This window comes from Nocardia sp. NPDC058658, assembly GCF_042716665.1.
Lineage (GTDB): Bacteria > Actinomycetota > Actinomycetes > Mycobacteriales > Mycobacteriaceae > Nocardia.
The window spans coordinates 40619-64099 of record NZ_JBHXRR010000021.1; the positions used below are offsets into that span (position 1 = coordinate 40619).

The 23481-nt window shown below is 68.4% G+C and carries 20 protein-coding genes; 9 read left to right on the forward strand and 11 right to left on the reverse strand.

Annotated features, from left to right (window positions below):
* Positions 1–33 precede the first annotated feature (33 nt).
* From ACFWUP_RS24350 to ACFWUP_RS24360, 3 genes are all read right to left on the reverse strand, one after another.
* Positions 34–285, reverse strand: coding sequence for a hypothetical protein (locus ACFWUP_RS24350; protein ID WP_379237985.1), 252 nt, complete (start codon positions 283–285; stop codon positions 34–36).
* 1 nt (position 286) lies between these two features.
* Positions 287–904 (reverse strand): sigma-70 family RNA polymerase sigma factor, encoded by a 618-nt coding sequence (locus ACFWUP_RS24355; RefSeq protein WP_379237987.1) that lies wholly within the window; start codon positions 902–904, stop codon positions 287–289.
* Between the two features lie 147 nt (positions 905–1051).
* Positions 1052–1345: a WhiB family transcriptional regulator gene (locus ACFWUP_RS24360; protein ID WP_022567299.1), complete on the reverse strand. Its 294-nt coding sequence runs from the start codon at positions 1343–1345 to the stop codon at positions 1052–1054.
* Positions 1346–1966: 621 nt separating this feature from the next.
* On the opposite strand from ACFWUP_RS24360, the gene ACFWUP_RS24365 reads away from it, so the two are divergent.
* The 3 genes from ACFWUP_RS24365 to ACFWUP_RS24375 all read left to right on the forward strand — a co-directional run bounded on the left by ACFWUP_RS24365 (position 1967) and on the right by ACFWUP_RS24375 (position 4581).
* A complete protein-coding gene (locus tag ACFWUP_RS24365) occupies positions 1967–2800 on the forward strand; it encodes a hypothetical protein (RefSeq protein WP_379237989.1) in 834 nt (277 codons plus the stop codon).
* Positions 2801–2957: 157 nt separating this feature from the next.
* Positions 2958–3536: a sigma-70 family RNA polymerase sigma factor gene (locus tag ACFWUP_RS24370; protein WP_266296525.1), complete on the forward strand. Its 579-nt coding sequence runs from the start codon at positions 2958–2960 to the stop codon at positions 3534–3536.
* On the forward strand, positions 3529–4581 hold the full coding sequence (locus tag ACFWUP_RS24375; RefSeq protein WP_379237991.1) for an anti-sigma-D factor RsdA: 1053 nt from the start codon (positions 3529–3531) through the stop codon (positions 4579–4581). The genes ACFWUP_RS24370 and ACFWUP_RS24375 overlap by 8 nt, the downstream gene beginning before the upstream one ends.
* Before the next feature lie 135 nt (positions 4582–4716).
* On the opposite strand, the gene ACFWUP_RS24380 is transcribed toward ACFWUP_RS24375, so the two are convergent.
* A complete protein-coding gene (locus ACFWUP_RS24380) occupies positions 4717–5130 on the reverse strand; it encodes a DUF5319 domain-containing protein (RefSeq protein WP_022567296.1) in 414 nt (137 codons plus the stop codon).
* Positions 5131–5353: 223 nt separating this feature from the next.
* On the opposite strand from ACFWUP_RS24380, the gene guaB reads away from it, so the two are divergent.
* Positions 5354–6898: an IMP dehydrogenase gene (guaB, locus tag ACFWUP_RS24385; protein ID WP_379237993.1), complete on the forward strand. Its 1545-nt coding sequence runs from the start codon at positions 5354–5356 to the stop codon at positions 6896–6898.
* A gap of 265 nt (positions 6899–7163) precedes the next feature.
* Positions 7164–8318 (forward strand): GuaB3 family IMP dehydrogenase-related protein, encoded by a 1155-nt coding sequence (locus ACFWUP_RS24390; RefSeq protein WP_379237995.1) that lies wholly within the window; start codon positions 7164–7166, stop codon positions 8316–8318.
* Here the strand turns inward: ACFWUP_RS24390 and ACFWUP_RS24395 are convergent.
* Positions 8315–9115 (reverse strand): alpha/beta fold hydrolase, encoded by an 801-nt coding sequence (locus ACFWUP_RS24395; protein ID WP_379237997.1) that lies wholly within the window; start codon positions 9113–9115, stop codon positions 8315–8317. The two genes, ACFWUP_RS24390 and ACFWUP_RS24395, sit on opposite strands and share 4 nt — an antisense overlap.
* 132 nt (positions 9116–9247) lie before the next feature.
* Here ACFWUP_RS24395 and guaA point away from each other — a divergent pair, with 132 nt between their 5' ends.
* Positions 9248–10816 (forward strand): glutamine-hydrolyzing GMP synthase, encoded by a 1569-nt coding sequence (gene guaA, locus ACFWUP_RS24400; RefSeq protein WP_379237999.1) that lies wholly within the window; start codon positions 9248–9250, stop codon positions 10814–10816.
* 1 nt (position 10817) lies between these two features.
* On the opposite strand, the gene ACFWUP_RS24405 is transcribed toward guaA, so the two are convergent.
* The 5 genes from ACFWUP_RS24405 to ACFWUP_RS24425 all read right to left on the reverse strand — a co-directional run bounded on the left by ACFWUP_RS24405 (position 10818) and on the right by ACFWUP_RS24425 (position 17502).
* Positions 10818–10952, reverse strand: a complete 135-nt coding sequence (locus ACFWUP_RS24405; protein ID WP_379238001.1) for a hypothetical protein — start codon at positions 10950–10952, stop codon at positions 10818–10820.
* Between the two features lie 81 nt (positions 10953–11033).
* Positions 11034–11246: a hypothetical protein gene (locus tag ACFWUP_RS24410; RefSeq protein WP_379238003.1), complete on the reverse strand. Its 213-nt coding sequence runs from the start codon at positions 11244–11246 to the stop codon at positions 11034–11036.
* Complete coding sequence (locus ACFWUP_RS24415; protein ID WP_379238005.1) at positions 11239–12909, reverse strand: PspC domain-containing protein; 1671 nt, start codon at positions 12907–12909, stop codon at positions 11239–11241. The genes ACFWUP_RS24410 and ACFWUP_RS24415 overlap by 8 nt, the downstream gene beginning before the upstream one ends.
* A 65-nt stretch (positions 12910–12974) precedes the next feature.
* Positions 12975–16790 carry an NACHT and WD repeat domain-containing protein gene (locus ACFWUP_RS24420; protein WP_379238007.1) on the reverse strand — a complete coding sequence of 1272 codons (3816 nt, stop codon included), beginning with the start codon at positions 16788–16790 and terminating at the stop codon, positions 12975–12977.
* An 82-nt stretch (positions 16791–16872) separates the two neighbouring features.
* Positions 16873–17502: an MspA family porin gene (locus ACFWUP_RS24425; RefSeq protein WP_379238009.1), complete on the reverse strand. Its 630-nt coding sequence runs from the start codon at positions 17500–17502 to the stop codon at positions 16873–16875.
* Between the two features lie 922 nt (positions 17503–18424).
* Between ACFWUP_RS24425 and ACFWUP_RS24430 the strand changes: the two genes are divergently transcribed.
* Complete coding sequence (locus ACFWUP_RS24430; protein WP_379238113.1) at positions 18425–19804, forward strand: PspC domain-containing protein; 1380 nt, start codon at positions 18425–18427, stop codon at positions 19802–19804.
* 254 nt (positions 19805–20058) lie between these two features.
* Positions 20059–20715, forward strand: a complete 657-nt coding sequence (locus tag ACFWUP_RS24435) for a response regulator (protein WP_379220399.1) — start codon at positions 20059–20061, stop codon at positions 20713–20715.
* 296 nt (positions 20716–21011) lie between these two features.
* Here ACFWUP_RS24435 and ACFWUP_RS24440 read toward each other — a convergent pair whose 3' ends face one another.
* Entirely contained in the window at positions 21012–22145 is a 1134-nt protein-coding gene (locus ACFWUP_RS24440) for a serine/threonine-protein kinase (RefSeq protein WP_379238011.1), read from the reverse strand.
* A gap of 199 nt (positions 22146–22344) precedes the next feature.
* On the opposite strand from ACFWUP_RS24440, the gene ACFWUP_RS24445 reads away from it, so the two are divergent.
* Positions 22345–23088, forward strand: a complete 744-nt coding sequence (locus tag ACFWUP_RS24445; RefSeq protein ID WP_379238013.1) for a hypothetical protein — start codon at positions 22345–22347, stop codon at positions 23086–23088.
* Positions 23089–23481 lie beyond the last annotated feature (393 nt).

A 23481-nucleotide genomic window follows, 5' to 3' on the forward strand; every position in this document is an offset into this window, starting at 1 on the left:
CTGACGCGGTCTGGGGGCCTTTCGTTTGCTCCGCTAGCTGGCTACCGGCGGATCTTCGGCATCGAGTGCGGCCAGTAATCGGGCGCGCAGCGACGGAGGCGGTGGGGTGGGGGTTGCGGACGCGAGTTGGGCGAGGGCTTCGCGGGTATCGCGAACCTCTCGCAGGAACTGCGTACACAGGGTGGGATCTTCGGTATCGATGATGGTCTGGATCGCGTGATGGTCTTCGTCGTCGATCAATCCGAGCGCGACGGTGTGCGCGAGATCGATCTGGGCTTCGTTCATCTCACGTCACCCCCAAACTTTTCTTCAGTCGTGTCAATCCGTCCCGAATCCGGGACTTAACGGTCGGTAACCCGATGCCGAGGTATGTGGCAACTTCGGCGTAGGTCCGCCCGCCGTAGTAGGCGAGCGAGATCGCCTCGCGTTGGGTCTCGGTGAGCGTCGAGAGCCCGCGCTGGACGGCCTGTTGTTCTAGTCTGCGTTCCACCTCCTCGGTGACCTCGTCGAATTCGTGGCCGAGCACCCGGATCCCGTACGCGACCTCGCGCTGGGTGTGGGCTTGCTCGGCGCGAACCCGGTCGACCGCGCGCCGGTGGGCCAGCGTCATCAGCCAGGTCACCGCCGACCCCTTGGCGGGGTCGAAACTCGTGGCGGTGCGCCAGATCTGGAGGTAGACCTCCTGAGTGGTCTCCTCGGCGTACCCGGGGTCGTGGAGCACCCGCAGGACCAGGCCGTAGACGCGCGCCGACGTCCGGTCGTACAGCTCGGCAAAGGCCTGTTGATCGGACAGGCCGCACCGTTGGAGCAGTGCAGCTAGCTCGACTCCTTCGGCCGCGCGTGCGGTAACCGCAGAATCCACGCTCGGTGGAAAGGCTTCGCTTCGGAACCCATTCTGTGTCATCGGACACGAATGTAGACCGAGGCTATGACTCACCGCCGCCCGGGGGTGTCTTTATTCGGGTGCCAGCTGTTTGCTAGAGATTCGGCGCGCCACGGCCAACGGATGGGAACGGATTTGCCAACCGGGCCGCCACGGGCGCGGGCGCGCTCAGACGGCCATCCGGCGACGGTTGCGGCGCGCGTGCATCTCGCGTTCGGTCTCGGACATGCCACCCCAGATGCCGTAGGGCTCGCTGACCTTGAGGGCATGGGTACGGCACTGCATGAGCACGGGGCAGGCCCGGCAGATCTCCTTGGCGCGCATCTCGCGTGCGGTGCGGGCGCGGCCGCGTTCGCCGTCGGGGTGGAAGAAGACCGCGGAGTCCTGGCCGCGGCACGAGCCACGCATCTGCCAATCCCAGACATCGGCGTTCGGTCCGGGGAGGTGGGTGGGCATGGGCATGTGAACTCCTTGTGGCGCGAGCTCGTCAGCGTTGTCGAGCGAGTGGTGCGGCAGGTCAACGCGTCACCCGGTGAGGGGTGGCCGGCTCGACGGTGCCTGACGGTGCCGCTCGGAGGTCGCTGCGATTTCGCGCAGCGCCAACCGTGGCGATGAGCTACGTTAGGTGCAGGCGGGAATTTCCGTCAATAGTTCGGCGCATGAGTTCAGTAAATCTGCATCGCTGAAATTTAACCTCCTCACTATTTACATTTCACACTCGATCCCGCCATACTGTTCGGTTGGCTATGGATCGGGTGTCTTCGTGTATCCGAAGCATCCCATGTTTTCCCAGGTCGCGCCGGTAGGGGCCTGGTTCCGGCGGGTGACGCCCCTGGTGGCACGGTGTGCTGGATCACAACCCTCTTCGCGGACGGAGTGCGTCCAGATGGCGAAAACAGGGCGTGAAGGTTAATTGCGCGAAACGCATGTGAATTCGAGACTTTGCGGTAGCGGCATCGGAGAGCGGAGATTTACCTGATGGCAACATCGGCGCTCGAGAGAAATGCTGACTATTTGCTGAATGGTCTGTGCGATCCCATAACACGCGAACTCCCGCGGACCGGTGGCGGCTAGAGTCTGGCCGTGCAGACAACGGCCCCACCCGCGGATATCGGTTCCGAAATACTCGTTTCGACTGCTTTCGGGCCCACTCCCGGCCTGGCCGCTACGGAGTTGCCGGAGCCCGCGGACCCGATGTCGCGGTGGTACCGGGCGGTCGCGCTCGGCGGCCAGGGGCGCTACGCCGCAGCCCGTGCTGACCTGCAGATATTGGCTCGAACCCGGACAGATCCCGGCCTGAAATCCCTCGTCGAGAGCACCAGGGGATCGCTGCTGCGCCAACTCGGCGACCACGCGGGTGCGGCAGTGTTCGACGGCCGCGCCGCGACGCTGGCATCGGCCGCCGACGGAGCGGCCCGCGCCGAGGCTCTCGCCGACGCGTATACGGGTCTGGCCGCCGACGCACTCGGCACCGGCCGACTTGCCCTCGCCCATCGCCTGCTCGATCGCGTGCGGCCGCTGCTCGCCGACGCGCCACCGCGCGCCGAGGTGCGCTGGCACTGGGTGCGGGCCGAAACCGCCCTCGCCGGCGGCCGGGCAGTCGACGCGCTGCGCGAGGCGGGCACGGCCGTCGAACTCGCAGCGGCTCTTCCGTCGGTACGGCACCAGGTGAAATCGGCACTGCTCGTCGCGGCCACCACCGCCGCGAACGGCGACCTCGCCCGGTCCGCGGAACTTGCCCGCCGGGTCGACGCCGACTGCCACGAAAACGGCCTGCTGCCGCTGCGCTGGGCCACCGCGATGCTGCGCGCCGGAGTGGCCGAACCGGGGCAGGCGCGCCTCGCGGCGGCGGAAGCCGCAGATCATGGCGCTCGACTGCGCGCGCTGGGCGGAGACATCGCCCCGCTGGGTGCTTGATTCGCTGCGGATGATCTTTCTGAGAGCTCGGTGAGAACGGACCACGCCCGATGGCGGCCGATCAGCGGGTCGCTATTGTTAGTCCCGTTCCGCCTTTTCGGTGGAAGCTCGGTCACATTGGACCGCGCCACTCGTAACGCCAGGAAAATCTCTGACGATGACGCATATGGGCGAAGAGTTGGACCTCGCCGTCGCTGCGGCTGCGCAGGGCGACAGGACCGCTTTAGCTCGGGTATTGGAACTGGTCCGTCCCTTGGTAGTTCGCTACTGCAGGGCGCGGATCGGGGCCGCGGAGCGCGGACAGCTCTCCGCGGACGATGTTGCGCAAGAGGTCTGTCTGGCTGTGATGACCGCCCTGCCCCGCTATCAGGATCAGGGTCGGCCCTTCATGGCCTTCGTGTACGGAATCGCTTCGCACAAGGTCGCCGACGCCCATCGCAACGCCGCCCGTAACAAGGCGGAGGCGATGGCCGAAGTACCAGATGTCATATCCACCGACCAAGGTCCGGAACAGCGGGCTCTCGACTCGGAGACGAGCAGGCAGATGAACACTCTGCTGGCAACGCTCCCCGAGAAACATCGAGAGATCCTGATCCTGCGTTTGGTCATGGGTCTGTCAGCAGAGGAAACCGCAGTCGCCGTGGGCAGCACGGCGGGAGCGATACGGGTGGCCCAGCACAGGGCACTCGCGAAACTGAAGTCACAAGTGGCGAGGGCAGGTGAAATGTATGGCTAGGGATGGCGAGCACGGTCTTGGCAATAGCGGTCCCTACGCCGCCGAGGGTGCCGGTGATTCCGGACCGGTCGATATCGCGGCGTTGCGCAGCGATGATGCGCTGATCGACGCGATCGCGAGCGATGGTCCGGTACGTACCGACAGTCCCGAAGAGTTCCAGCTGGCATCGTTACTCGCGGATTGGCGGGCCGATATCTTGGCCGAGCCGATGCCCGCGGGCCCTGATCTTGACACCGTTTTCGCGGCGGTCAACCAGGAGATCGGTGCGCGGCAGGTTCGAGTCGGAGCTTCCTCGCGCGGACGTCTACGGCTGGTCCGCCCGATTTTCGGGGCAGCAGCGGCACTGTCGCTGGTGTTCGGCGGCATCACGGCGTTCTCCTACAGCGCGGCACCCGGCGATCCGCTGTGGCGGATCAAGGAGGTCGTGTTCAGCGAGCAGGCCCAGTCTACCGTCGTGCAGTACGCCGACGAGGATCTGGCCGCCGCGCAGAACCTGCTCACCTTGGGTGATCCGGAACAGGCCAAGGCCAGGCTGGAACAGGCTTCCGCCAACGCGGGCCAGGTCGACGACCCGGCCAAGCGGGACGATCTGATCGCGCGCTGGAACTTCTTGCGCGATCAGCTGCTCAAGATGGCACCGGAGATCGGCGCGCAACTGCCGCCGACGACGGTCGACCCGGCCAAGCCGACTTCGCCCGCACCGGTTCCGCCGACGAGCAACCCGGGCACCACCGCTCCGGTGGCACCGACCGGTCCGGGATCGGAGACCGTCGATCCGGGTGCGACCATCTTGCAGACCCCCGGCCCCGAGACCAAACCGCTCGAGCCGACGCAACCGCCGGTGACCACTCCGCCACCGGTCACCACCCCGCCGCCGGTCACGGTCGACCCGACGACACCACCGACCACCATCGCCGAACCACCGCCGGTCACGACGGTGGTCCCGACGTCGATGCAGCTTCCGCCGACCCTGCCGTCCACGCAGCAGGTACCCCCGCCGGCGGCGACGATCATGCAGACGCCGCCCGCAATCCCCGCTTCGTAGTGAACTGACCGAAAACGAAGGCCCCGAACAGGTTCGGGGCCTTCGTTGTGTGCTGGGGGTGTTTCGGGTATGAGCCTGCGGGTTCGCCCACGCACGCGTGACCGAGCGGGGGAGGGGCGGTGCTCAGGGGTAACGCTAGTTGTCGAACCCGTCGAAGCCGTCGCCGTGGAACGCCTCGTTCATCGACGCGTCCGCGTAGCCGCGGCAGTAGTCCCACGTGACGTAGGCCTCGGGGGTGGGGTCGTAGGCGGGCTCGTGTGGACGGACGGTGCCGTCGACGAGTAGCTGCAGTAGGTTCGCCCGCAGCATGTCCCAGTCGTGGTAGTGATCTTGCCGACAATCCTCACAGCTGACGACCAGGCCGCGGATGCCGCGGTGGGCCAGCAGGGCTTCGTATACGGCGAGGTCTGCGAGATCTTCCTCGACCGCGAGGCGCTCATGAGGATCCAACGGCTCACCGGGCTCGATCGCATCGAGCGCGGCAGACGGGTCGGAGGGGTCTCCGGCGAAGGGATCCGGCGGCAGGCCAGGTGGTAGATGGTCACGCACATCCCCACGGTACGCAGTACTCGGTACATCGCGCCAGCGATGCGGGGGGCAAGTTTTGCCGAAGGGCTCACTTAACAGGCGTCCACGGCCGCCGGATACCATGGAATACAGGTGTCGGCGACTCTTGTTCCAGCCGACCGATCCGAAAGCTTTTTCCGCTCGAGCACCGACGCATCATGTTCCTCGCGTCGGTAGCTATGACGACCAGGAGGGGTCGATCCGAATGAGTAATCCCGTGTCGGGCGAACGAATCGCGGTGCGCCCTCCTACGGGGGGCGACGATCCGACCAAGATCGCCATGCTCGGCCTCACGTTCGACGACGTGCTGTTGCTGCCTGCCGCCTCGGATCTCATCCCCAGCTCGGTCGAGACTTCCAGCAAGCTGACCAGGGACATCACCCTGCGCACGCCGCTGGTGAGCTCGGCCATGGACACCGTCACCGAGGCGCGCATGGCCATCGCCATGGCGCGTGCGGGCGGTATGGGTGTGCTGCACCGCAACCTCTCGGCCGCCGATCAGGCCGCCCAGGTGGAGACGGTGAAGCGGTCCGAGGCGGGCATGGTGACCGACCCGGTCACCTGTCGGCCCACCGACACTCTCGCCGAGGTCGACGCCATGTGCGCGCGCTTCCGCATCTCGGGTCTGCCGGTGGTGGACGAGACCGGTTCGCTGGTGGGCATTATCACCAACCGCGACATGCGTTTCGAGGTCGATCAGGACCGTCGCGTGGACGAGGTGATGACCAAGGCGCCGCTGATCACCGCCCGTGAGGGTGTCACCGCCGAGGCCGCGCTGGGTCTGCTGCGTCGCCACAAGATCGAGAAGCTGCCCATCGTCGACGGCAACGGCAGGCTGCGCGGGCTGATCACGGTCAAGGACTTCGTCAAGACCGATCAGTACCCCAATGCCACCAAGGACCGCGACGGCCGCCTGCTGGTCGGTGCCGCGATCGGTGTCGGCGAGGACTCATGGTCGCGTGCCATGACCCTGGCCGACGCCGGGGTCGACGTGCTGATCGTCGACACCGCGCACGGCCACCAGTCGCAGGTGCTGCAGATGGTCGCCAAGGTCAAGGCCGAGGTCGGCGACCGGATCCAGATCGTCGGCGGCAACGTCGCCACCCGCGCCGGTGCCGCTGCCCTCGTCGAGGCCGGCGTCGACGCGGTGAAGGTGGGTGTCGGTCCCGGCTCCATCTGCACCACCCGCGTGGTCGCCGGTGTCGGCGCACCGCAGATCACCGCGATCCTCGAAGCCGTCGCCGCCTGCAAGGCCGCCGGTGTGCCGGTGATCGCCGACGGTGGCGTGCAGTACTCCGGTGACGTGGCCAAGGCCATCGCCGCGGGTGCGTCGACCGTCATGCTCGGCTCGCTGCTCGCGGGCACCGCCGAGTCGCCCGGCGACCTGGTGCTGGTCAACGGCAAGCAGTTCAAGGCCTACCGCGGCATGGGCTCGCTGGGTGCCATGCAGGGTCGTGGCCAGGCCAAGTCCTACTCCAAGGACCGCTACTTCCAGGACGACGTGCTCGCCGAGGACAAGCTGGTCCCCGAGGGCATCGAAGGCCGCGTCCCGTTCCGTGGCCCGGTCAACCAGGTGATCCACCAGCTCGTCGGCGGCCTGCGCGCGGCCATGGGCTACACGGGTTCGCAGAACATCGAGCACCTTCAGCAGGCGCAGTTCGTGCAGATCACCGCGGCGGGTCTCAAGGAGAGCCACCCGCACGACATCACGATGACCGTCGAGGCCCCGAACTACACCGGGCGCGGCTGAGTACAATAGATGCGTTTGTGCGCCGGGAGGTACGCTCCCGGCGCACGAGGGCAATGCAGGCTGACTCCGGGTCCGCCGCCTATCGCATTGCCGGCCCCGCACGCCCCGACCTCGAGGAGGGGCTGCCGCGCAGCGGCGTTCGCGGCGGGTCGCCGGTCAGGTGCCGCGGCGCAGGCGACGAAGGAGCAAGCCGCGGTGCCTGACCGGCGGCCCACCAGGGCCGCGAACTCGAGCGCGCCAGCGCTCCAAAAACACAGGAGCAACTGTGCGTGACATGGTCGAAATCGGTATGGGGCGGGTCGCCCGTCGGACCTACGAGCTGGACGACGTCGACATCGTGCCCTCGCGGCGGACTCGTTCGTCGAAGCTGGTCTCGTTGGCCTGGCAGCTCGACGCCTACCGTTTCGAGATTCCCGTCCTCGCGCACCCCACCGACGCGCTGGTCTCGCCCGAGTTCGCGATCGAGCTGGGCCGCCAGGGTGGTCTCGGCGTGATCAACGGCGAAGGCCTCTGGGCGCGCCACGCCGATGTGCAGGCCAAGATCGACCAGCTCATCGATCTGGTTGACAAGGGGGGTTACGAAAAGGCCATCTCGCTGCTGCAGGAACTGCACGCCGCACCGATGCAGCCCGACCTGCTCGCCGCCGCCGTCGCCCAGGTCCGCGCGGCCGGGGTCACCACCTCGGTGCGACTGAGCCCCCAGAACGCCCGCGCGTTCACCCCCGCGCTGGTCCAGGCGGGCATCGACCTGCTGGTCGTGCAGGGCACCATCATCTCCGCCGAGCACGTCGGTGGCGACGAGCCGCTCAACCTCAAGACCTTCATCGCCGAGCTGGACGTGCCGGTCGTGGCCGGTGGCGTGAGCGATCACCGCACCGCCCTGCACCTGATGCGCACCGGTGCGGCCGGCGTCATCGTCGGCTACGGCTCGTTCCCCGGCGCCACTACCACCGGCGAGGTGCTCGGCATCGGCGTCCCGATGGCCACCGCCATCGCCGACGCCGCCGCGGCCCGTCGCGACTACCTCGACGAGACCGGCGGCCGGTACGTGCACGTGATCGCAGACGGCGACGTGGCCACCTCGGGTCAGCTCGCCAAGGCCATCGCCTGTGGCGCCGACGCCGTGATGCTCGGGGTTCCGCTGTCGGCCTCGGCCGAGGCGCCCGGTCGCGGCTGGTACTGGCCCTCGGCCACCGCGCACCCCTCGGTGCCGCGCGGTTCGTTCCTGCCCGTCGACGAGTCCTGGATCGACGGCCCCGACGGCGCGGTGACCCGTCCGAGCCTCGAGCGCGTGCTCTACGGCCCGTCCGACGACCCGTTCGGCTCGCTGAACCTGGTCGGCGGCCTGCGTCGGTCGATGGCCAAGGCCGGTTACTCCGACCTCAAGGAATTCCAGAAGGTCGGGCTGAGCGTCCGCTAGCGCACATGGGTCAGTGAGACCCGGTTCCGCAGGAACTTGGAAATCGCGTTGTTGACCGGTTCCGGGTGCGTCATCGTGACGGCCAGGCGGGCGCCATCGATCTCCACGAAGGTGGAGGCGGTGAGCCCGTCGGCCAGCGTGCGGGCCCGTTCCCCGGCGATGCCGCTCTGGGTGGCGTGGATGATCAGGGCCGGGCAGGTGATCTCGCGCAACCGGTCGAGCACCGAATCGCGCCCGAGCAGGCAGCCGACGGCGGCGTCGAGGCCGTTGTGGGCGTCGCCGACCCAACGGCGCGTCCAGATGTCGCGGTACCAGGTGTCGTCGCCGATGAGCCAGTCGGCCAGCCGTCCCGCGGCTTCCTCGCGGGAGCTGTGGTCGTGCCACTCGTCGAGGAAGCGCTGGGTGGCGGTGGACTGTTCCAGCGTGGGTCCGTGCGCCTCGGTGCTGATCAAGATCAACGCGGCGACCCGTTCGGGTGCAACCAGCGCGGTCCGCAATGCTGTGAAGCCCCCTTGCGCCGTGCCGCCGATAATCGCGCGTTCGACGCCGATCGCGTCGAGCACGGTGAGCGCGTCGCGCGCGGCGGTCCAGTAGGTGAACGGCAACCGCTGATCTCTGGTGCGACCGTGCCCACGCGCGTCCCAGGCAACTATCCGGAATTCGGGCGCGAGCGCGGCCTGCTGTGACGCGAACATCGTGCGATCCATGAAGAATTCGTGGGCGAGCAACACCACCGGACCCGTGCCACCGCTGTCCTCGTAGTAGATGTCGGCATCGATCGCGCGGGCGAATGGCACGAGCACGAGAATAGCCAGCCCCACCCCGCCACGCCCAAGAACGGTGGCGCGTCGTGTTCTCTCACTAGTGCGTGTCAGGGCGGCACGGATGCCCGCTGCTCGCTCGCCGGACCCCCTCACTAAACTGTGCCGGTGGCAGATACTCAGAGACCCGTCCTCGTTGTCGACTTCGGCGCGCAGTACGCCCAGCTGATCGCCCGTCGGGTGCGTGAGTCGAGCGTGTTCTCCGAGGTGATCCCCCACACCATGACCGTGGAGGAGATCGCCGACAAGCAGCCGCTTGCCGTGATCCTGTCCGGTGGTCCGTCGAGCGTGTACGCCGAGGGCGCACCACAACTCGACGCCCGCCTGTTCGACCTCGATATCCCCGTGTTCGGCATCTGCTACGGCTTCCAGGCCATGGCGCAGGCGCTCGGCGGCACCGTCTCGCATACCGGCACCCGCGAATACGGGCGCACCGAGCTGAGCATCGACGGTGGTGTGCTGCACGGCGGCCTGCCGACGATCCAGCCGGTGTGGATGAGCCACGGTGACGCGGTCACCGACGCCCCCGCTGGCTTCGAGGTGACCGGCACCAGTGCGGGCGCCCCCGTGGCCGCGTTCGAGGATCGCGCGCGTCGCCTGGCGGGCGTCCAGTACCACCCCGAGGTGCTGCACTCCCCGCACGGTCAGCAGGTGCTCAGCCGCTTCCTGCACGAAATCGCTGGCATTCCCGCGCAGTGGACCCCGGCCAATATCGCCGAGTCGCTGATCGAGAGCGTGCGCGCGCAGATCGGTGACGGGCACGCCATCTGTGGTCTGTCCGGTGGTGTCGATTCCGCCGTGGCGGCCGCGCTGGTGCAGCGCGCGATCGGTGACAAGCTCACCTGTGTGTTCGTCGATCACGGTCTGCTGCGCGCCGGTGAGCGCGAGCAGGTCCAGCAGGACTTCGTCGCCGCGACCGGGGCCAAGCTGGTCACCGTCGACGCGGTGGACAAGTTCCTCGGTGAGCTGAAGGGCGTCTCCGATCCCGAGGAGAAGCGCAAGATCATCGGGCGCGAGTTCATCCGCTCCTTCGAGGACGCGGTGTCGGGCATCGTCATCGAGCAGGGTGACGGTGTGGCGCCGAAGGTCGAGTTCCTCGTTCAGGGCACCCTGTACCCGGACGTCGTCGAATCCGGCGGCGGCACCGGCACCGCGAACATCAAGAGCCACCACAATGTCGGCGGCCTGCCCGACGACCTCGAGTTCGACCTGGTCGAGCCGCTGCGCCTGCTGTTCAAGGACGAGGTCCGCGCGGTCGGTCGGGAACTCGGCCTGCCCGAGGAAATCGTTGCGCGCCAGCCCTTCCCGGGCCCCGGCCTCGCGATCCGCATCGTCGGCGAGGTGACCGCCGACCGGCTCGAGCTGCTCCGCCAGGCCGACGCCATCGCCCGCGAAGAGCTCACCGCCGCCGGTCTGGACAAGCAGATCTGGCAGTGTCCGGTGGTGCTGCTGGCCGACGTGCGCTCGGTCGGCGTGCAGGGCGACGGTCGCACCTACGGTCATCCGATCGTGCTGCGTCCGGTGTCGAGCGAGGACGCGATGACCGCGGACTGGACTCGCCTGCCCTACGACGTGCTGGAACGGATCTCCACGCGCATCACCAACGAGGTGGCCGACGTCAACCGCGTGGTCCTCGACGTGACGAGCAAGCCGCCGGGCACCATCGAGTGGGAGTGAGTTAGGCCGGTCGCGCCGCCTGGGTGAGCAGGAGCCTGCCGAGGAGGAAGCCGCCGGTGTGCGGTCGGTGCGTGGTCGGTGGCAGGACCTTCGCCACGGGGGTTTCCGGCTGCCGGTCGGGTTTGGATTCGTCCATGTGCCTTGTCTTTTCGATTTGGTCCGACAACAGCAATGGCCCGTCACGATGACGGGCCATTGCTGATTTCTGGGTTGTCCTTCAGTGGTGTTTGCGGCTGGGTGCGAGCGTGAGCATCAGGCCGACCACGATCGCCGCGATCACCACACCCCAGCCGACGGGCAGGATGCCGCCGTCGTCGGGGGTGGGTGCGCCGAGCAGTGCCCAGACGCTCACGGCGAGGGCGATCAGACCTGCGGTCATGAGGGTGAACGCGGGTCGGCGTCGGGTTTCGACGCTGTTGTCGTCAGCCACGGGTCACCGTCACTTCGCCCATCTGCACGTCGACTCGCAGGTCCAGCACCGGGGTATTGGGGGTGTTGGGACCGGAAAGGCCTTCGTCACATCGTGATTCGCCCATGTTCACCTCGCAACTGGTTTTCACGGTCATGTTGTCGGGGAGCAGCACCACGGCCTCTCCCATGTTCACCGACACCTCGACGCTGCGGGATTCGGTGAGGTTCATCTCGCGCAGGTCCAGCGTGCCCGAGCCCATGTTCACCTCGTAGCGGGGCTGCAGCTCGGTGGTCGCGACCGGCGTCCAGGTGTGGTCACCCATGGTGCCGCTGTCGAAGTCGATCGGCCCGATCAGCGAGGCGAGCACCACGAACCCGGCCAGCGGAGCGGTGAGCACCAGCAGCCCGTACCCGCGCCGCAGGAACGCGCCGACCACCAAGCCGATTCCGACCACCGCGAGCGCGAAGGCGGCGATACGTGCCGGGGTCATCCACTCCACACCCGACGCGGCCGCGGCACCGGCCACAGCGGCGGCGAGGATCGCCAGGCCGATGGTGACCGGCGTGAGCCGGGAGCGTGGACGTTTCGGGGCCGGCGGCGCCGCGGGAAGGAACTGCGGTGCGGCTTCGGGGAGTTCCCAGGCCAGTGGGGCGACGGCAAGGGGGTCCCAGCCGTTGGGTACCTGCGCGTTGATGCGCGGGGGTTCCGCTGCGGGGGTTCCCGGCGAGTTCTTGTGCAGCACAGCGGTGGCGCCGGTCTGCTCAGCGACGGGCGCGTCGATGTCCGCACGCTTGCCGAGATCGACGGATGCCGAATCGTCGACCGGATCCGCTGTCGACTCGATCGGGTCCGCGGCGTGCTCGTCGGCGACTTCGAGCAGGCTGGTCGGCGCCGAATCCGCAGTCGGACCGGTCTCGCCGGAGTCCGCCGGTGTCTCGGTGATTCGAACGGTGTCCACCGAATCCGAAGTGGTTGTGCCGGTGTCCTTGTGCAGGACGACCGTGTCAGTGGTATCGACGCGCAGCAGAGGGCTGGATTCGGCTGTGGCCGTGCGGAATTCCTCGCCGACGATCACCCTCGATTCCGGATTCGAGGGGACGTAGACCTCGGGGAGTTTGGTGTAGGGCGTGTACATCCCCGTCGGCGGTACCTCCGGGTTGTACGGGTAGCCGCGCACCGGGACACCGGTCGGATAGCCCGCACCCGGGTAACCGGTCGCGCCGAGCGGTGAGCGATAGGCGTCGAACCCTGCTGGCAACTCGGGATGCCGCAGATACAGCATCCACCAGCCGGCGAGCATCAGACCGAGGCTGACCACCCCGCCCCCGCCCAGCCCCATCCCGATCGGCCCCATGGCCGACACGGCGATGGCCAGCGCGACGATCAACACGATCGTCTTCGTCTGCGAATGCGACCCCCGATCGTGCGCCGACAGCGCCTGCGCCGCCGACACCTCGTTGCCCGCCGACCCCAGCACCAGCCAGGCCAGCAGATACAGCACGATCCCGGCCCCACCGAAAATGGTCGACACCACGAAGGCCACCCGCACCAGCACCGGATCCACCCCGTACCGCAACCCGAAACCCGCCGCCACTCCGGCGATCGGCCCCTGCCGAGGCAGCCGGACGGGCCGCGTCTGCCACATCTGGTGAACCTGGTCGGCGAAGCTCGTTCTGCTCATGCCATCCATGGTGTGCCGCGCGGCCCCTTCCGCGCATCGGGGGTAACCCTGAGAATTCCCCGGGTTCACGGACAGGGGGAGCGGTAGACCACGTTCGCGACGTGACCGCGCCAGACGGTTTCGGTGAGCTGGCCGGTGGACGCGCAGATTCGCGCGGCGACGGTTTCGGCGTCGAGGTCCCACACACCGAGCTGGCCGTTGTCGGTGACGAGCATGAGCTGTTCGCCGCGGGGGTGCAGGGTCACCTGCCGGTTGCGGCCGTCGGCAGGGCCGAGCGGGCCGCTGTATTTGCGTGGTGCGTGGGGGTCGTCGAGATTCCACAGACCGGTCGTGCCGTCGTCGCTCGACACGGCCAGCGTGGTGCCGTCCGCCGACGCGGAGATCCAGTTGATCGACCCGATTTCGGTGCGGACCGAGTCGGCGAAGGGCGTGAATGTCTCCGGTGCGTCGGTGTCCCACAGCCCGAAGCGGTCGTCTTTGGCTACGGCGACGGTGCGGTTGTCGGGCAGAAACTGGGACGGCTGTAGAACGGTGGTGAGTTCCACATCGACTTCGGCGATCAGGCGTGGGTGCGCCGGGTCGTCCAGATTCCAGATCTGGCGGAAGTAGTGGTTGTCCCATTCGTCACGGCGTTCGGCGAGGATCACCTCGACCAGGCTGCCGTCGGGACTGAAACCGCCACCGACGACCTTTCCGACCCGCGCGGTGATCGGCGACCCGAGCGGTGTCGGTGCGCCGCGGTCGGGGAGGTCCCACATCTGGACCGACTCGGTGAAGGTCAGCAGCATCCGGTTGCCCTTGACCGTCGATTGTGCGGCGCCGCCGGTCGGCCAGCCGGGCAGTGGTCGCGGATGGCGTGGATCGTCGAGGTCGAAGACGATCCGGCGCCGGCCTTCCCTATCGTGCAGGCTCAGTGTGCGCCCGTCCGCGCTCAGCGCAGGGTTCGACAGCCCCCGTACACCCGCGATCGTGGACAGTCGGACCGGGCGACGTGGATCAGTGGTGTCCCAGACCACCACGTCGCCGGTTCGCGTCAGCATGGCCATCCGATCTCCGTCGCGATCGAAGACCGGCCCGGACGGCATCCGGGGGATCACGTCGACCGTCGATCGGGGCAATGTCCAGGTGCGCAGCAGTCCGTCGTGCCCTGCGCCGAGGAGCACCGGTTGGTCGGGCAGGAACAGCATCGACGTCGGTCCACCGCTGCACAGCGAGAGCCGGGCCTGCGGACAGGCGGACGGGCTCACCGACAGTGCGGGGCCCGCTTGCACGGGCTGGGCCGGGTCGGTGATGTTCCACAGCCGGGCGGCCTCGTCGGAGCCGGTGGCGAGGAGATGTCCGTTCGGGTGGAAAACGATCGAGGCCAGCACGTCGTTGTCGACGCGAGTCGAGGCACCGAAGCTGCGCGGGTGGCGCGGATCGGTGATGTCCCAGAGTTCGAACTGGCTCGACGGTGCGCTGCCGGTGCCCTTCGCGCCGTAGGTACCGATCGCCAGGCTGGTGCCGTCGGGACTGAGCGCGACCTCTTGGAGGACGTCGCCGACCGTTATCGAGATCGGCGGTCCGAGGGGACGCGCGGTGCTGGTGTCCCACAACTGCACGGAATCGGAGTGGCCAGTGTCGAAGGTGACGGAGCCGACCGCGAGTACCGTGCCCTCGGGGCCGAATTCGACGGCGTGGTGGTCACCGGCCAGTGGGCGGGTGACGGTGGGCGACGGTCGTGACCGATCGCGGATGTCCCAGAGAGTGAGGGTCGACGCCTCGACCGCGGCGAGTCGGGTTCCGCGCGAATCGATGGCGATGGTGTTGGCCCGGCGGGTATCGAGCGTGTGGATCAGGCGCGGTGACGCGGGGTCGGCGAGATTCCACAGCTGGGTGCCGGGATCACCGATGGTGATTGCGTCGGTGCTGCCCGGTATGAAATCGAGCTGGTGGATTCTCGTGCCGAGCGAAGTGCTGATTCGGCGCGGTCGTGCGGGATCGCGCAGATCCCAGAAGGCGGTGTCGCTCGCATTGTCGATCGTGACGAGTAATGCGTCGGCAGGGCGGTAGGCCAGCATGGAGACGCCCTGCTGGTGGGCGGGCTCGGTGACGGCAAGCGGTGCGTCCTGGCTGTTCAACAGCTGGGTGCGGGTCGCGTCATCGGGCCGGATTCGATACGCGGCCAACAGGAATTGAGCCGAGATCGACGGGTCGCTGGTTCTGGTCCGATGTGCCGCGGCCATCAGTTCGGCGTAGTCGCGGTCCAGCGCCCGCTGATCGGCGAGCCTGGTGCGGTCGACGGCGATCACACCGGTGGCGAGCAGTGCGAACACCACCGCCACGGCCACCATCCGCCAACGCCCACCGTTGCGTGCCGCCCGGCGGGAGGCCTGAAGAAAAGCGCGTACCCGTGGACCGACCGCGATGCCACCGGTGTGCTCGTTGGCATTGTCGAGCCGGGTGCCGCGATACAGCAGCGTCGAATCATGGTTCGCCGTTTCCCATTCCGCCGCATCGTGCTCGAGACGTTGACGGACCAGGTGTCCGACCCGGTCGGTATCGATCCAGCCGCGCAGTCGGGGCCACGCGGTCAGCACGATCTCGTGGGAGAACTGCACCGAGCCCGCGTCCAAGGCGAGTAGTCTGCTCGCCGCGAGCACTTCGAGCGCTTCGGCTGATGCGTCGGGATCGACACTGCGGCCGAGCAATTCGGCACGGTCGACCGTTCGCCGGGTGTCGCGTCCGTCCTGTCCGACGGTGACGAGCGAGCCGAGCAGTTCCTGCGCGGCGGTCTGCTGCCCCGAAGTCAGCTCGCTCCAGGCTAATTCGGCGGTCTCGGCGACCGACCCCGCGACACCGCCCGCCTTGCGGTAACCGGCGACGGTGAGTTTGCGACCTTCGCGCTGCTGCCAGGTCGCCGACATCACGTGGGACAGCAGTGGTAGCGCGCCGGGGTCGTAGCCGTCGGCGCTGAGATGTCCACCGATGCCGCGTAATTCGGTGAGCACCAACTCTTCCAAGCCGGGTTCGAGGGTGAGTCCGGCGGCTTCGGCGGGGGCGGTGATCGCGCGGGTGACCTCTTCCATCGACATCGAACCGAGGAGATAGCTGTTGCGCTGCAAGCTGTTCCGCAGAACGGGATAGTGCAGGCACTGTTCGTAGAAGTCGGCGCGCAGTGCCAGCACGACCGTCGAGGGTAGGTCGGCCAGTGCCGCCAGGAACGCCGAGCGTTCGGCTTCGTCCTGGCACAGGGTGAACAGCTCCTCGAACTGGTCGACGATCAGGACCCGCGGATCGTCGGTCAGCACCTCCGCGAGTCCGGCGGCCGGGGTCGATCCCGGTGTCATGGTGGCGGCGGGTAGGTCGATCGCGGGTCGTAGACCGGCCGCCAGCAGCGAGGACTTGCCCGCCCCCGACGCGCCGATCAACACCACGATGCCGGTGGTGGCGCGCACCAGTTCGACGAATTCGGCGGTGGCCTGCTCGCGTCCGAAGAACAAGGTGTGCTCCTCGGGTAGGTAGGCGCGCAGGCCGGGGTAGGGGCAGGTGTCGCCGGTGCCAGCGTCGGCGGTCCAGGTGACCGATTCCTGCCACAGGCGCCGCCACTCGTGCGGGTCGGCCAGGGTGCGCGGCAGGGCGCGCTGGGCCTTCTCGGTCATCTCGACGAGCGTGAGGACCACCGGCAGCAGCGATTCGAAGCGTGCGGGCACATTGCGCCCGGCCTTCCAATCGCTGATCCGCTGCGGTGACGGTGTGCCTGCCTGGGCGCCGCGCATGCGTCGCTCGGTGGCCGAGGCGACCCGACGCAGAGTCGGATTGCCCGCTGCCGCATAGAGTTCGGCGAACCGCTGCGCGAAAACCACACGCGGCGAAGAGCTCTGCGTATCACTGTTGGTCAATGAACCCCCCGTTCGATGAAAACGACCGAGGGCCATGGTATTCGGACCGACGGGGCCCGGCGAGTCGCCGGGCCCCGATGGCTCACAGGAACATGGTGTCGCCGAAGACCGAGTTGGTCGCGCTCACCTGTCCGGTGCTCGCGGTGACCGTCGCCCACGAGTAGACGTTGAGCGGTCCACCGCAGTTGCCCACCATCAGGTGGAAGTCCCGGTTCACCAGATAGGTGGTGCCCGAACCCAGCTTCATCGACCCCACATCGATCTTCTTGATCTCGCCCGGCGCGAGCGACAGGCTCAGATCCAGGCCCGCCGAGATCGACGGACCGATATCGGCGGACACGTCGGGACCGGATGAGCCGAACCCGATGCTCGCCCCGGCGCTCGCGGAGATGCCGCCGTCGAGCCCGACCGACAGGGTCAGGTCCACCGCGCAGGCGACGAGGTAGCCGGAAGTGATCTCGCCGGTCGCGCCTGCCGGTGCGGTGACGTAGACGGTGTTGTCGAGAAACACCTCGCGATTGGTCGGCATCGCGTTGAGCGGGGGCACCAGCCGGTAGGACTCCTCGGTGTGTCCGATGGTGAGTTCGAAGCCGGTGGGCCCGCGATAGGTCGTCTCGTGCGGTGCCATCGGCGTGGCCGAGGCGATCGGGGTGATCCCCAGTGTGCTCAATCCGATAGTGGCGGCACCCAGCACGGTGGTGAAGATGTTCACGTGTTCCTCCCCTGAAGCGGCGGCCGCAATTTCGGCCTGCCATCAACGTAGGAAAAGCTTCTGCGGCCGGGCTTTCGGTGCGACCGCCTGTCGGCTTAAAAGGCCTGCTGAGGGCGCTGCGGCCGGGTTGCCGGTCCGGCGTCCGGCATTCCCGCTCCGGCCTGTCACCGGATCCGACATTCACCCTGGTAGGGACTGATTTCTGTCCGGACCGGACAGCTTCCCACCCAGGTCAGCGCCGAATGGCCGACATCAGGGATGAGATCAGGGACTTTCCTGATGTCAGCACCCCGCCGCACGTGCCACTATCGAGAACATGGATCCGTCTGTTCCCGCCCGCACTGCCGCCCAGGGGTCTGCGACCCCACCCGGGCCCGGCGCCGCCGCCGGGAACAACGCGCCCTACTACCCGCCCGCTGGGCTTGCGGGCGGCAACAGCGCGAACACACGCAACGGTGCCGCGCCCGGCTACCGGCCCGCTGGTGGCAACGGGGCGAGTATCGGCGACGCGGCCGGCTACCCGCCTGTCGCCGGCAACAATGCTGTCGGCTCGACGTTCGGCGTGGGCGGGAACGGGGCGAGCGCGGGTCCGGGCTATCGGACTGCGGTCGGTAATGGTGTCGACGGCGCTCGCAGTTCGAGTTCCGCGCCCGGTTATCAGCCTGGGGTCGGCACGGGTGCGGCCGCTGCTGGTGCGCCGCGGGCGGCGAACGGGTTTCGACCGGGTGGGTCTTCCGAGGGGCCAGGGGCAGCGGTGAATCCGCGGTTCGGCGGGCATCGGCTGCGTGATCGTTTCGTAGGGCGCGGGAGTGGGCCGGTGGTCTACGGGGCGCCGCAATATGTTCCGCAGCAGCAGTACCGGACCGTGCCGGGTTATGCCCCGTATCCGCAGGGCTACGGCGTGCCTCGCGGCTACCGGCCTATGCTGCCCAACCCCGGTCCCGAGCCGATGGGTGCGCCCGTGCCCGAGACACCGCGGTTGGTTCGCCGCAGCGGTGGGCGGGTGGTAGGTGGGGTTGCGGGTGGTCTGGCCGACCATCTCGGTGTCGACGTGGTGAAGGTGCGGTTGGCGTTCGTGCTGCTGTCCGCGCTGGTCGGTGCGGGATTGGTGGCGTACGGGCTGCTCTGGATCTTCACCCCCGGTGGCGCCGACGCGGTGAAGCCGACCGGTGACGAGCGCAGGCAGGCGATCGGCCTGGCCTTGCTCGGCCTCGGGCTCACGGTGACGGTGGGCTGGCTGTTCCAGGGGACAGCCGCACAGGTGATCGCGCCGATCGTGGTGGTCGCGGTCGGTGCTGCGCTGGTGTGGCGCGAATACGACGTCGCCGCGCCGGGTCCACGTGCCCTGTTCGGACTGCCCGCGCGCCCCTCGGTGGTCACCTGGTCGCGGATCGTGGCCGGGGCGACGCTGATCGTGGTCGGGCTCGGGGTGGTGGTGCTGGCCAGGATCGATCTCTCTTCGCTCGGATCGGCGCTGATCGCGGTGGCGGTCACGCTGGTCGGCGCGGGTCTGCTCACGGTGCCGCTGTGGCTGCGCATGGTCCGCGCGCTCAATGCCGAGCGCGGCGCCCGCATTCGCAACGAGGAACGCGAGGAGATCGCCTCCCACCTGCACGATTCGGTATTGCAGACGCTCGCGCTGATCCAGCGGCAGGCCGAGGATCCACAAGAGGTGCTCCGCCTGGCCCGCAGTCAGGAGCGCGAACTGCGCAAGTGGCTCTTCGACGACACCGCGCCCGCGCAGTCCAGCCTGGCCACCGCGCTGCGCACCATCGCGGGCGAGGTGGAGGACCAGCACGGTGTGAAGGTCACCCCGGTCGTGGTCGGCGACGTCGCGCTCGACCCCGGCGACACCGGCGCGGGCCTGCCGAAGGAACATTTCACCGCCCTGCTCGGCGCCACCCGCGAGGCACTGGTCAACGCCGCCAAACACGCCGACGTCCCCGAGATCGACCTGTTCGCCGAAACCGAACCGCACCAGGTGAGCATCTTCGTCCGCGACCGCGGCGCCGGTTTCGACGTCTCCGCGGTGCCCGCCGACCGGCGCGGGGTGGCCAAGTCGATCCGCGCCAGAATCGAGCGCCGCGGCGGCACCGCCGAGATCGACTCGACCGTGGGACGTGGCACCGAGGTGCGGATTGTCATGCCGCGCACCGACTCCGGATCCTCCGAACCGGACCAACCCGCAGGTGACCTCGCGTCGGACCAGGGTGCGGGCGACCTCGCGTCGGACCGGACGGCGGGCGACCTCGCGTCGGACCGGACGGCGGGCGACCTCACGTCGGGCCAGGGTGGCGGGTGACTCCATGCCATCGGGCCGGACGGAATCGTGAGCGGTGTCGAAACATCCGGTGACGCACCTGTTCCGCCGTGTCCCGATGGCCGTGCGACGAGGTTGGAACACCGGTCCGATCCCTGAGTGCGCGATCGCACTCGGCCCCGACCCCGCCGATTCGGCTGCTACGGCAGGCCGCACCGGTACCGTGCTCCGCCGATTTCGCCGCCTGGGCACCGCAGTGTGGTACCGATGACAGCAGATCGATCGACACGGTTCGAATGAGGAGTCTGGTAGTGAGTGTGCGGGTTTTCCTGGTCGACGATCACGCGGTCTTCCGGTCGGGGGTGCGGGCCGAGCTGAGCCGTGAGACCGATATGGAGGTCGTCGGTGAGGCGGGGGCGGTGGCGGAGGCGATCGCCGGGATCGATGCCGCGAAGCCGGATGTGGTGCTGCTGGATGTGCATATGCCCGATGGCGGTGGGGTGGCGGTGCTGAGCGGGATCGCCACGGGGCCGGTGTGTTTGGCGTTGAGCGTGTCCGACGCGGCCGAGGATGTGATCGCGGTGATCAGGGCTGGCGCGCGCGGGTACGTCACCAAGACGATCTCCGGCGCCGAGCTGGCCGACGGTATCCGCCGGGTCGCCGGTGGGGACGCGGTGTTCAGCCCGCGGCTGGCCGGTTTCGTACTCGACTCGTTCACCGGGCGCTCACCGGTGCCGGAGCCGCCACTCGACCCCGAATTGGATTCGCTCACCCCGCGTGAACTGGAGGTGCTGCGCTTGCTGGCGCGCGGTTACACCTATCGGGAGATCGCCGAATCCCTGTTCATCTCGGTGAAGACCGTCGAGACGCACGCGTCGAATGTGCTGCGCAAGACCCAGCAGTCGAACCGGAACGCACTGACCCGCTGGGCGCACCGACGACGGATCGAATGAGTGTGTCAGGGACTACCTGAGTTCGGTGGTCCCAGGCAGGTTTGACGCTGTGTTTATTGGAGCGCTGGCGCGCTCGAGTCGCGGCCCCGAGGGGCCGCCGGTTAGCCGCCGTTGGGTTGGACATGCGAGGGTACGAAACGCCGCCATACGGCCGGGGCCGCGGGTTCGCGGCGGGTGGTGGCCCCTGCGGCGGTTCGCAACGGCGGCTAACCGGCGACCCGGCCGCGACCGGCCACTGCGTGGCCGCTGCTCCCTATGGGTCGCAGGTGTGGGGTTGGTAGTGCGGTGTGTGGCCTTTACATCACGGCGATGATGATCGCGATCAGGATGACCAAGCCGATCAGTACGCCGGCGCCGATGGCGAGGGGGGCGCCGTTGGGGAGGTTGTCGATGAAGCTGCCGGTGCGCTGCTGTTGGGGGGCGGCAGTGGCGGCGAGCGGGGTGCGGTGCGGGCGCGGTAGCGGGGTGGAATTGGGGCTGCGCAGCCCGCTGGCGGAGTTGCGGGTGGACCAGGCCGGGATGGTGCCGTCTTCGGTGCGCAGCGGCACGCCGAGGATGTAGGCGCCGGTGCCTGGTCCGAAGGCGGCGGTGAGGATTTCGTCGCGGGCCTCGGCCATGGTGGGGCGGCGCTGGGGTGCGGGCTCGAGCATGTGCAGCAGCGGCTGGGTGAGGATGCCGCTGCGGGTGGGCGGGATGATCCGGCCCATCGCGGCCGCGGCGACGACGTCGTGCTCGTCGGAGTCGAAACCGAACGGCGGTTGGCCCTCCAGCGCGGTGTAGAGGGTGGCGCCGAGGGAGAACACGTCGCTGGCCTCGGTGGGCTGCGCACCGCGCGCGACTTCGGGCGGGAGGTAGGCGGGGGTGCCGGTGATCACACCGTCGGGTTCGTCACCGTGCGTGTCGCCCGCCCCGCGCGAGATGCCGAAGTCACTGAGTTTGGCCAGGCCCACATTGTTGCCGCGGTCGGCGACGAGGATGTTGCCCGGCTTGATATCGCGGTGCACGATGCCCGCGGCATGCGCGGCGGCGAGCGCGTCGGCCACCTGCGCGCCGATCTGGGCGACCTCGACCGCGGGCAGCGTGTCGACCAGCGCGAGCGCCTTGGCCACGCTGCGCGAGGGTAAGTACTCCATGACGAGCCACGGTTCGCCCGCCTCGATCACCACGTCGTGCACGGCCACGGCGTGGGTGTGCGACAGCTTCGCGGCCACCCGGCCCTCGTGCACGATGTTGCTGCGGATCCGCTCGGCTTCGGCCGCGCTGAGTCCCGCGGTGGACAGCACCTGCTTGATCGCGACTTCCCGGTTCAGCAACCTGTCGGTCGCGAGCCAGACCGCACCCATGCCACCTCCACCCAGCTTGGACTGCAGGCGGTAGCGGCCCGCGACCAGGTAGTCGGGGCCGATATGGGGGCGAGCACGTTCGGTCACGGGTGCGAGGGTAGTCGAATATGGCGCTGACTGGCCGGGATCTTCGTGGTGCTCGGTGATGGACACGGGGAGGGGGTGGGTGTCACGCTGGTCGCTATCGAACGTATATTCGAATACGATCGATAGCTGGAACGGTGCTGCCGTTTCAGCGCAGGGCGGTTTTCCGCTCGCGGGTCCATCGTGGAAGTAGGTGGTGTTGATGGGTTCGGAAGCGTTGTCGCCCGATCAGGGCATGCTCGACGAACTGCGCAGGCGCATGGCGGCGGTACCCGGACGCGGTGAGTCCGCGACCGGTCATATCCCGCGTGAGCAGCCGTTACGGCGTGATCTGTTGCCGGTACCGCCGCCGCTCGCCGACCTGCTGCCCGACGGCGGGCTGCCGAAAGGGTCGGTGGTCGCCTATACCGGCGCCCACTCCCTGCTGACCGGGCTGCTCGCTTCGGTGACCGGAAACGGTGGTCACGCGGCGGTGGTCGGCCTGCCCCGGCTCGGTTTGCTGGCCGCCGCGGAGATGGGCGCCGAACTGTCCCGCCTCGCGGTGATCGCCGACCCCGGCCCCGACCCCGCCGAGGTGGCCGCGGTCCTGCTCGACGGCCTGGACCTGGTGGTCCTCGGCCTGAGCGGGTTCTCCGTCGCGCCGTCACGCTGCCGAGTCCTGGCCGCCCGCGCCCGCAACCGCGGCGCAACCCTGGTCGTCGCCGGCGGCGAATGGGTCAACCCGACCCTGCGCCTCGACTCACGCGTCACCGGCTACCGAGGCCTCGGCCCCGGTCGCGGCCGGCTGCGCTCGGTCTGTCTCGACGTGCGCGTCAGCGCCAAAGCGGGCCAGACCCGCCATGGCCACATGGATCTGTGCGCACAGGCCGGCCGTACCGAATGGCTGCCGCGCGAAACCATCACCCGCACAACCGAAGTCACCGCGCTGCGCGAGGCAGTCTCGTGACCGTCGGCCCGTTATCCGGTTCACCACGATGGGCATGAGCGAGCCCACCGCCCACCCGGCGCCCACCGAACGGCCGCCGACCTCTCGTCCGCGCACGAACCGCACCCCGGACCCGGCATTTTCACGCACTTCGCCGCCGTTCAGTCAGAAAACTGACTGGATGGGGCCGTTTTGTACGAAAATGCCGGGCTCACACCGCAGTCCTCGGGCACGGGCTACCGGACCGACCTCCCACAATCGGTCGAAGCGATGAAGTCTCCGTCCGGTCGCCCCACTGTGGTGCCGCCGAGGTTCACCGGCATCGGGCCGACCGGTGTCGAGGTCCGCGATCAGTGGGTCGGGGGTGTCTTTGTGGTGTGCGTTGATCGGGTGGTGTGGCGCCTGGGTCGGCGC

Bases quoted from the DNA above. Each gene is read 5' to 3' on its own strand.
- ACFWUP_RS24375 (WP_379237991.1), top strand. From the start codon at position 3,529: ATGGCTAGGGATGGCGAGCACGGTCTTGGCAATAGCGGTCCCTACGCC.
- guaB (WP_379237993.1), top strand. From the start codon at position 5,354: ATGAGTAATCCCGTGTCGGGCGAACGAATCGCGGTGCGCCCTCCTACG.
- ACFWUP_RS24355 (WP_379237987.1), bottom strand. From the start codon at position 904: ATGACACAGAATGGGTTCCGAAGCGAAGCCTTTCCACCGAGCGTGGAT.
- ACFWUP_RS24350 (WP_379237985.1), bottom strand. From the start codon at position 285: ATGAACGAAGCCCAGATCGATCTCGCGCACACCGTCGCGCTCGGATTG.
- ACFWUP_RS24405 (WP_379238001.1), bottom strand. From the start codon at position 10,952: ATGGACGAATCCAAACCCGACCGGCAGCCGGAAACCCCCGTGGCGAAG.
- ACFWUP_RS24445 (WP_379238013.1), top strand. From the start codon at position 22,345: ATGGGTTCGGAAGCGTTGTCGCCCGATCAGGGCATGCTCGACGAACTG.
- ACFWUP_RS24435 (WP_379220399.1), top strand. From the start codon at position 20,059: ATGAGGAGTCTGGTAGTGAGTGTGCGGGTTTTCCTGGTCGACGATCAC.
- ACFWUP_RS24370 (WP_266296525.1), top strand. From the start codon at position 2,958: ATGACGCATATGGGCGAAGAGTTGGACCTCGCCGTCGCTGCGGCTGCG.
- ACFWUP_RS24415 (WP_379238005.1), bottom strand. From the start codon at position 12,909: ATGAGCAGAACGAGCTTCGCCGACCAGGTTCACCAGATGTGGCAGACG.
- ACFWUP_RS24360 (WP_022567299.1), bottom strand. From the start codon at position 1,345: ATGCCCATGCCCACCCACCTCCCCGGACCGAACGCCGATGTCTGGGAT.
- ACFWUP_RS24430 (WP_379238113.1), top strand. From the start codon at position 18,425: ATGCTGCCCAACCCCGGTCCCGAGCCGATGGGTGCGCCCGTGCCCGAG.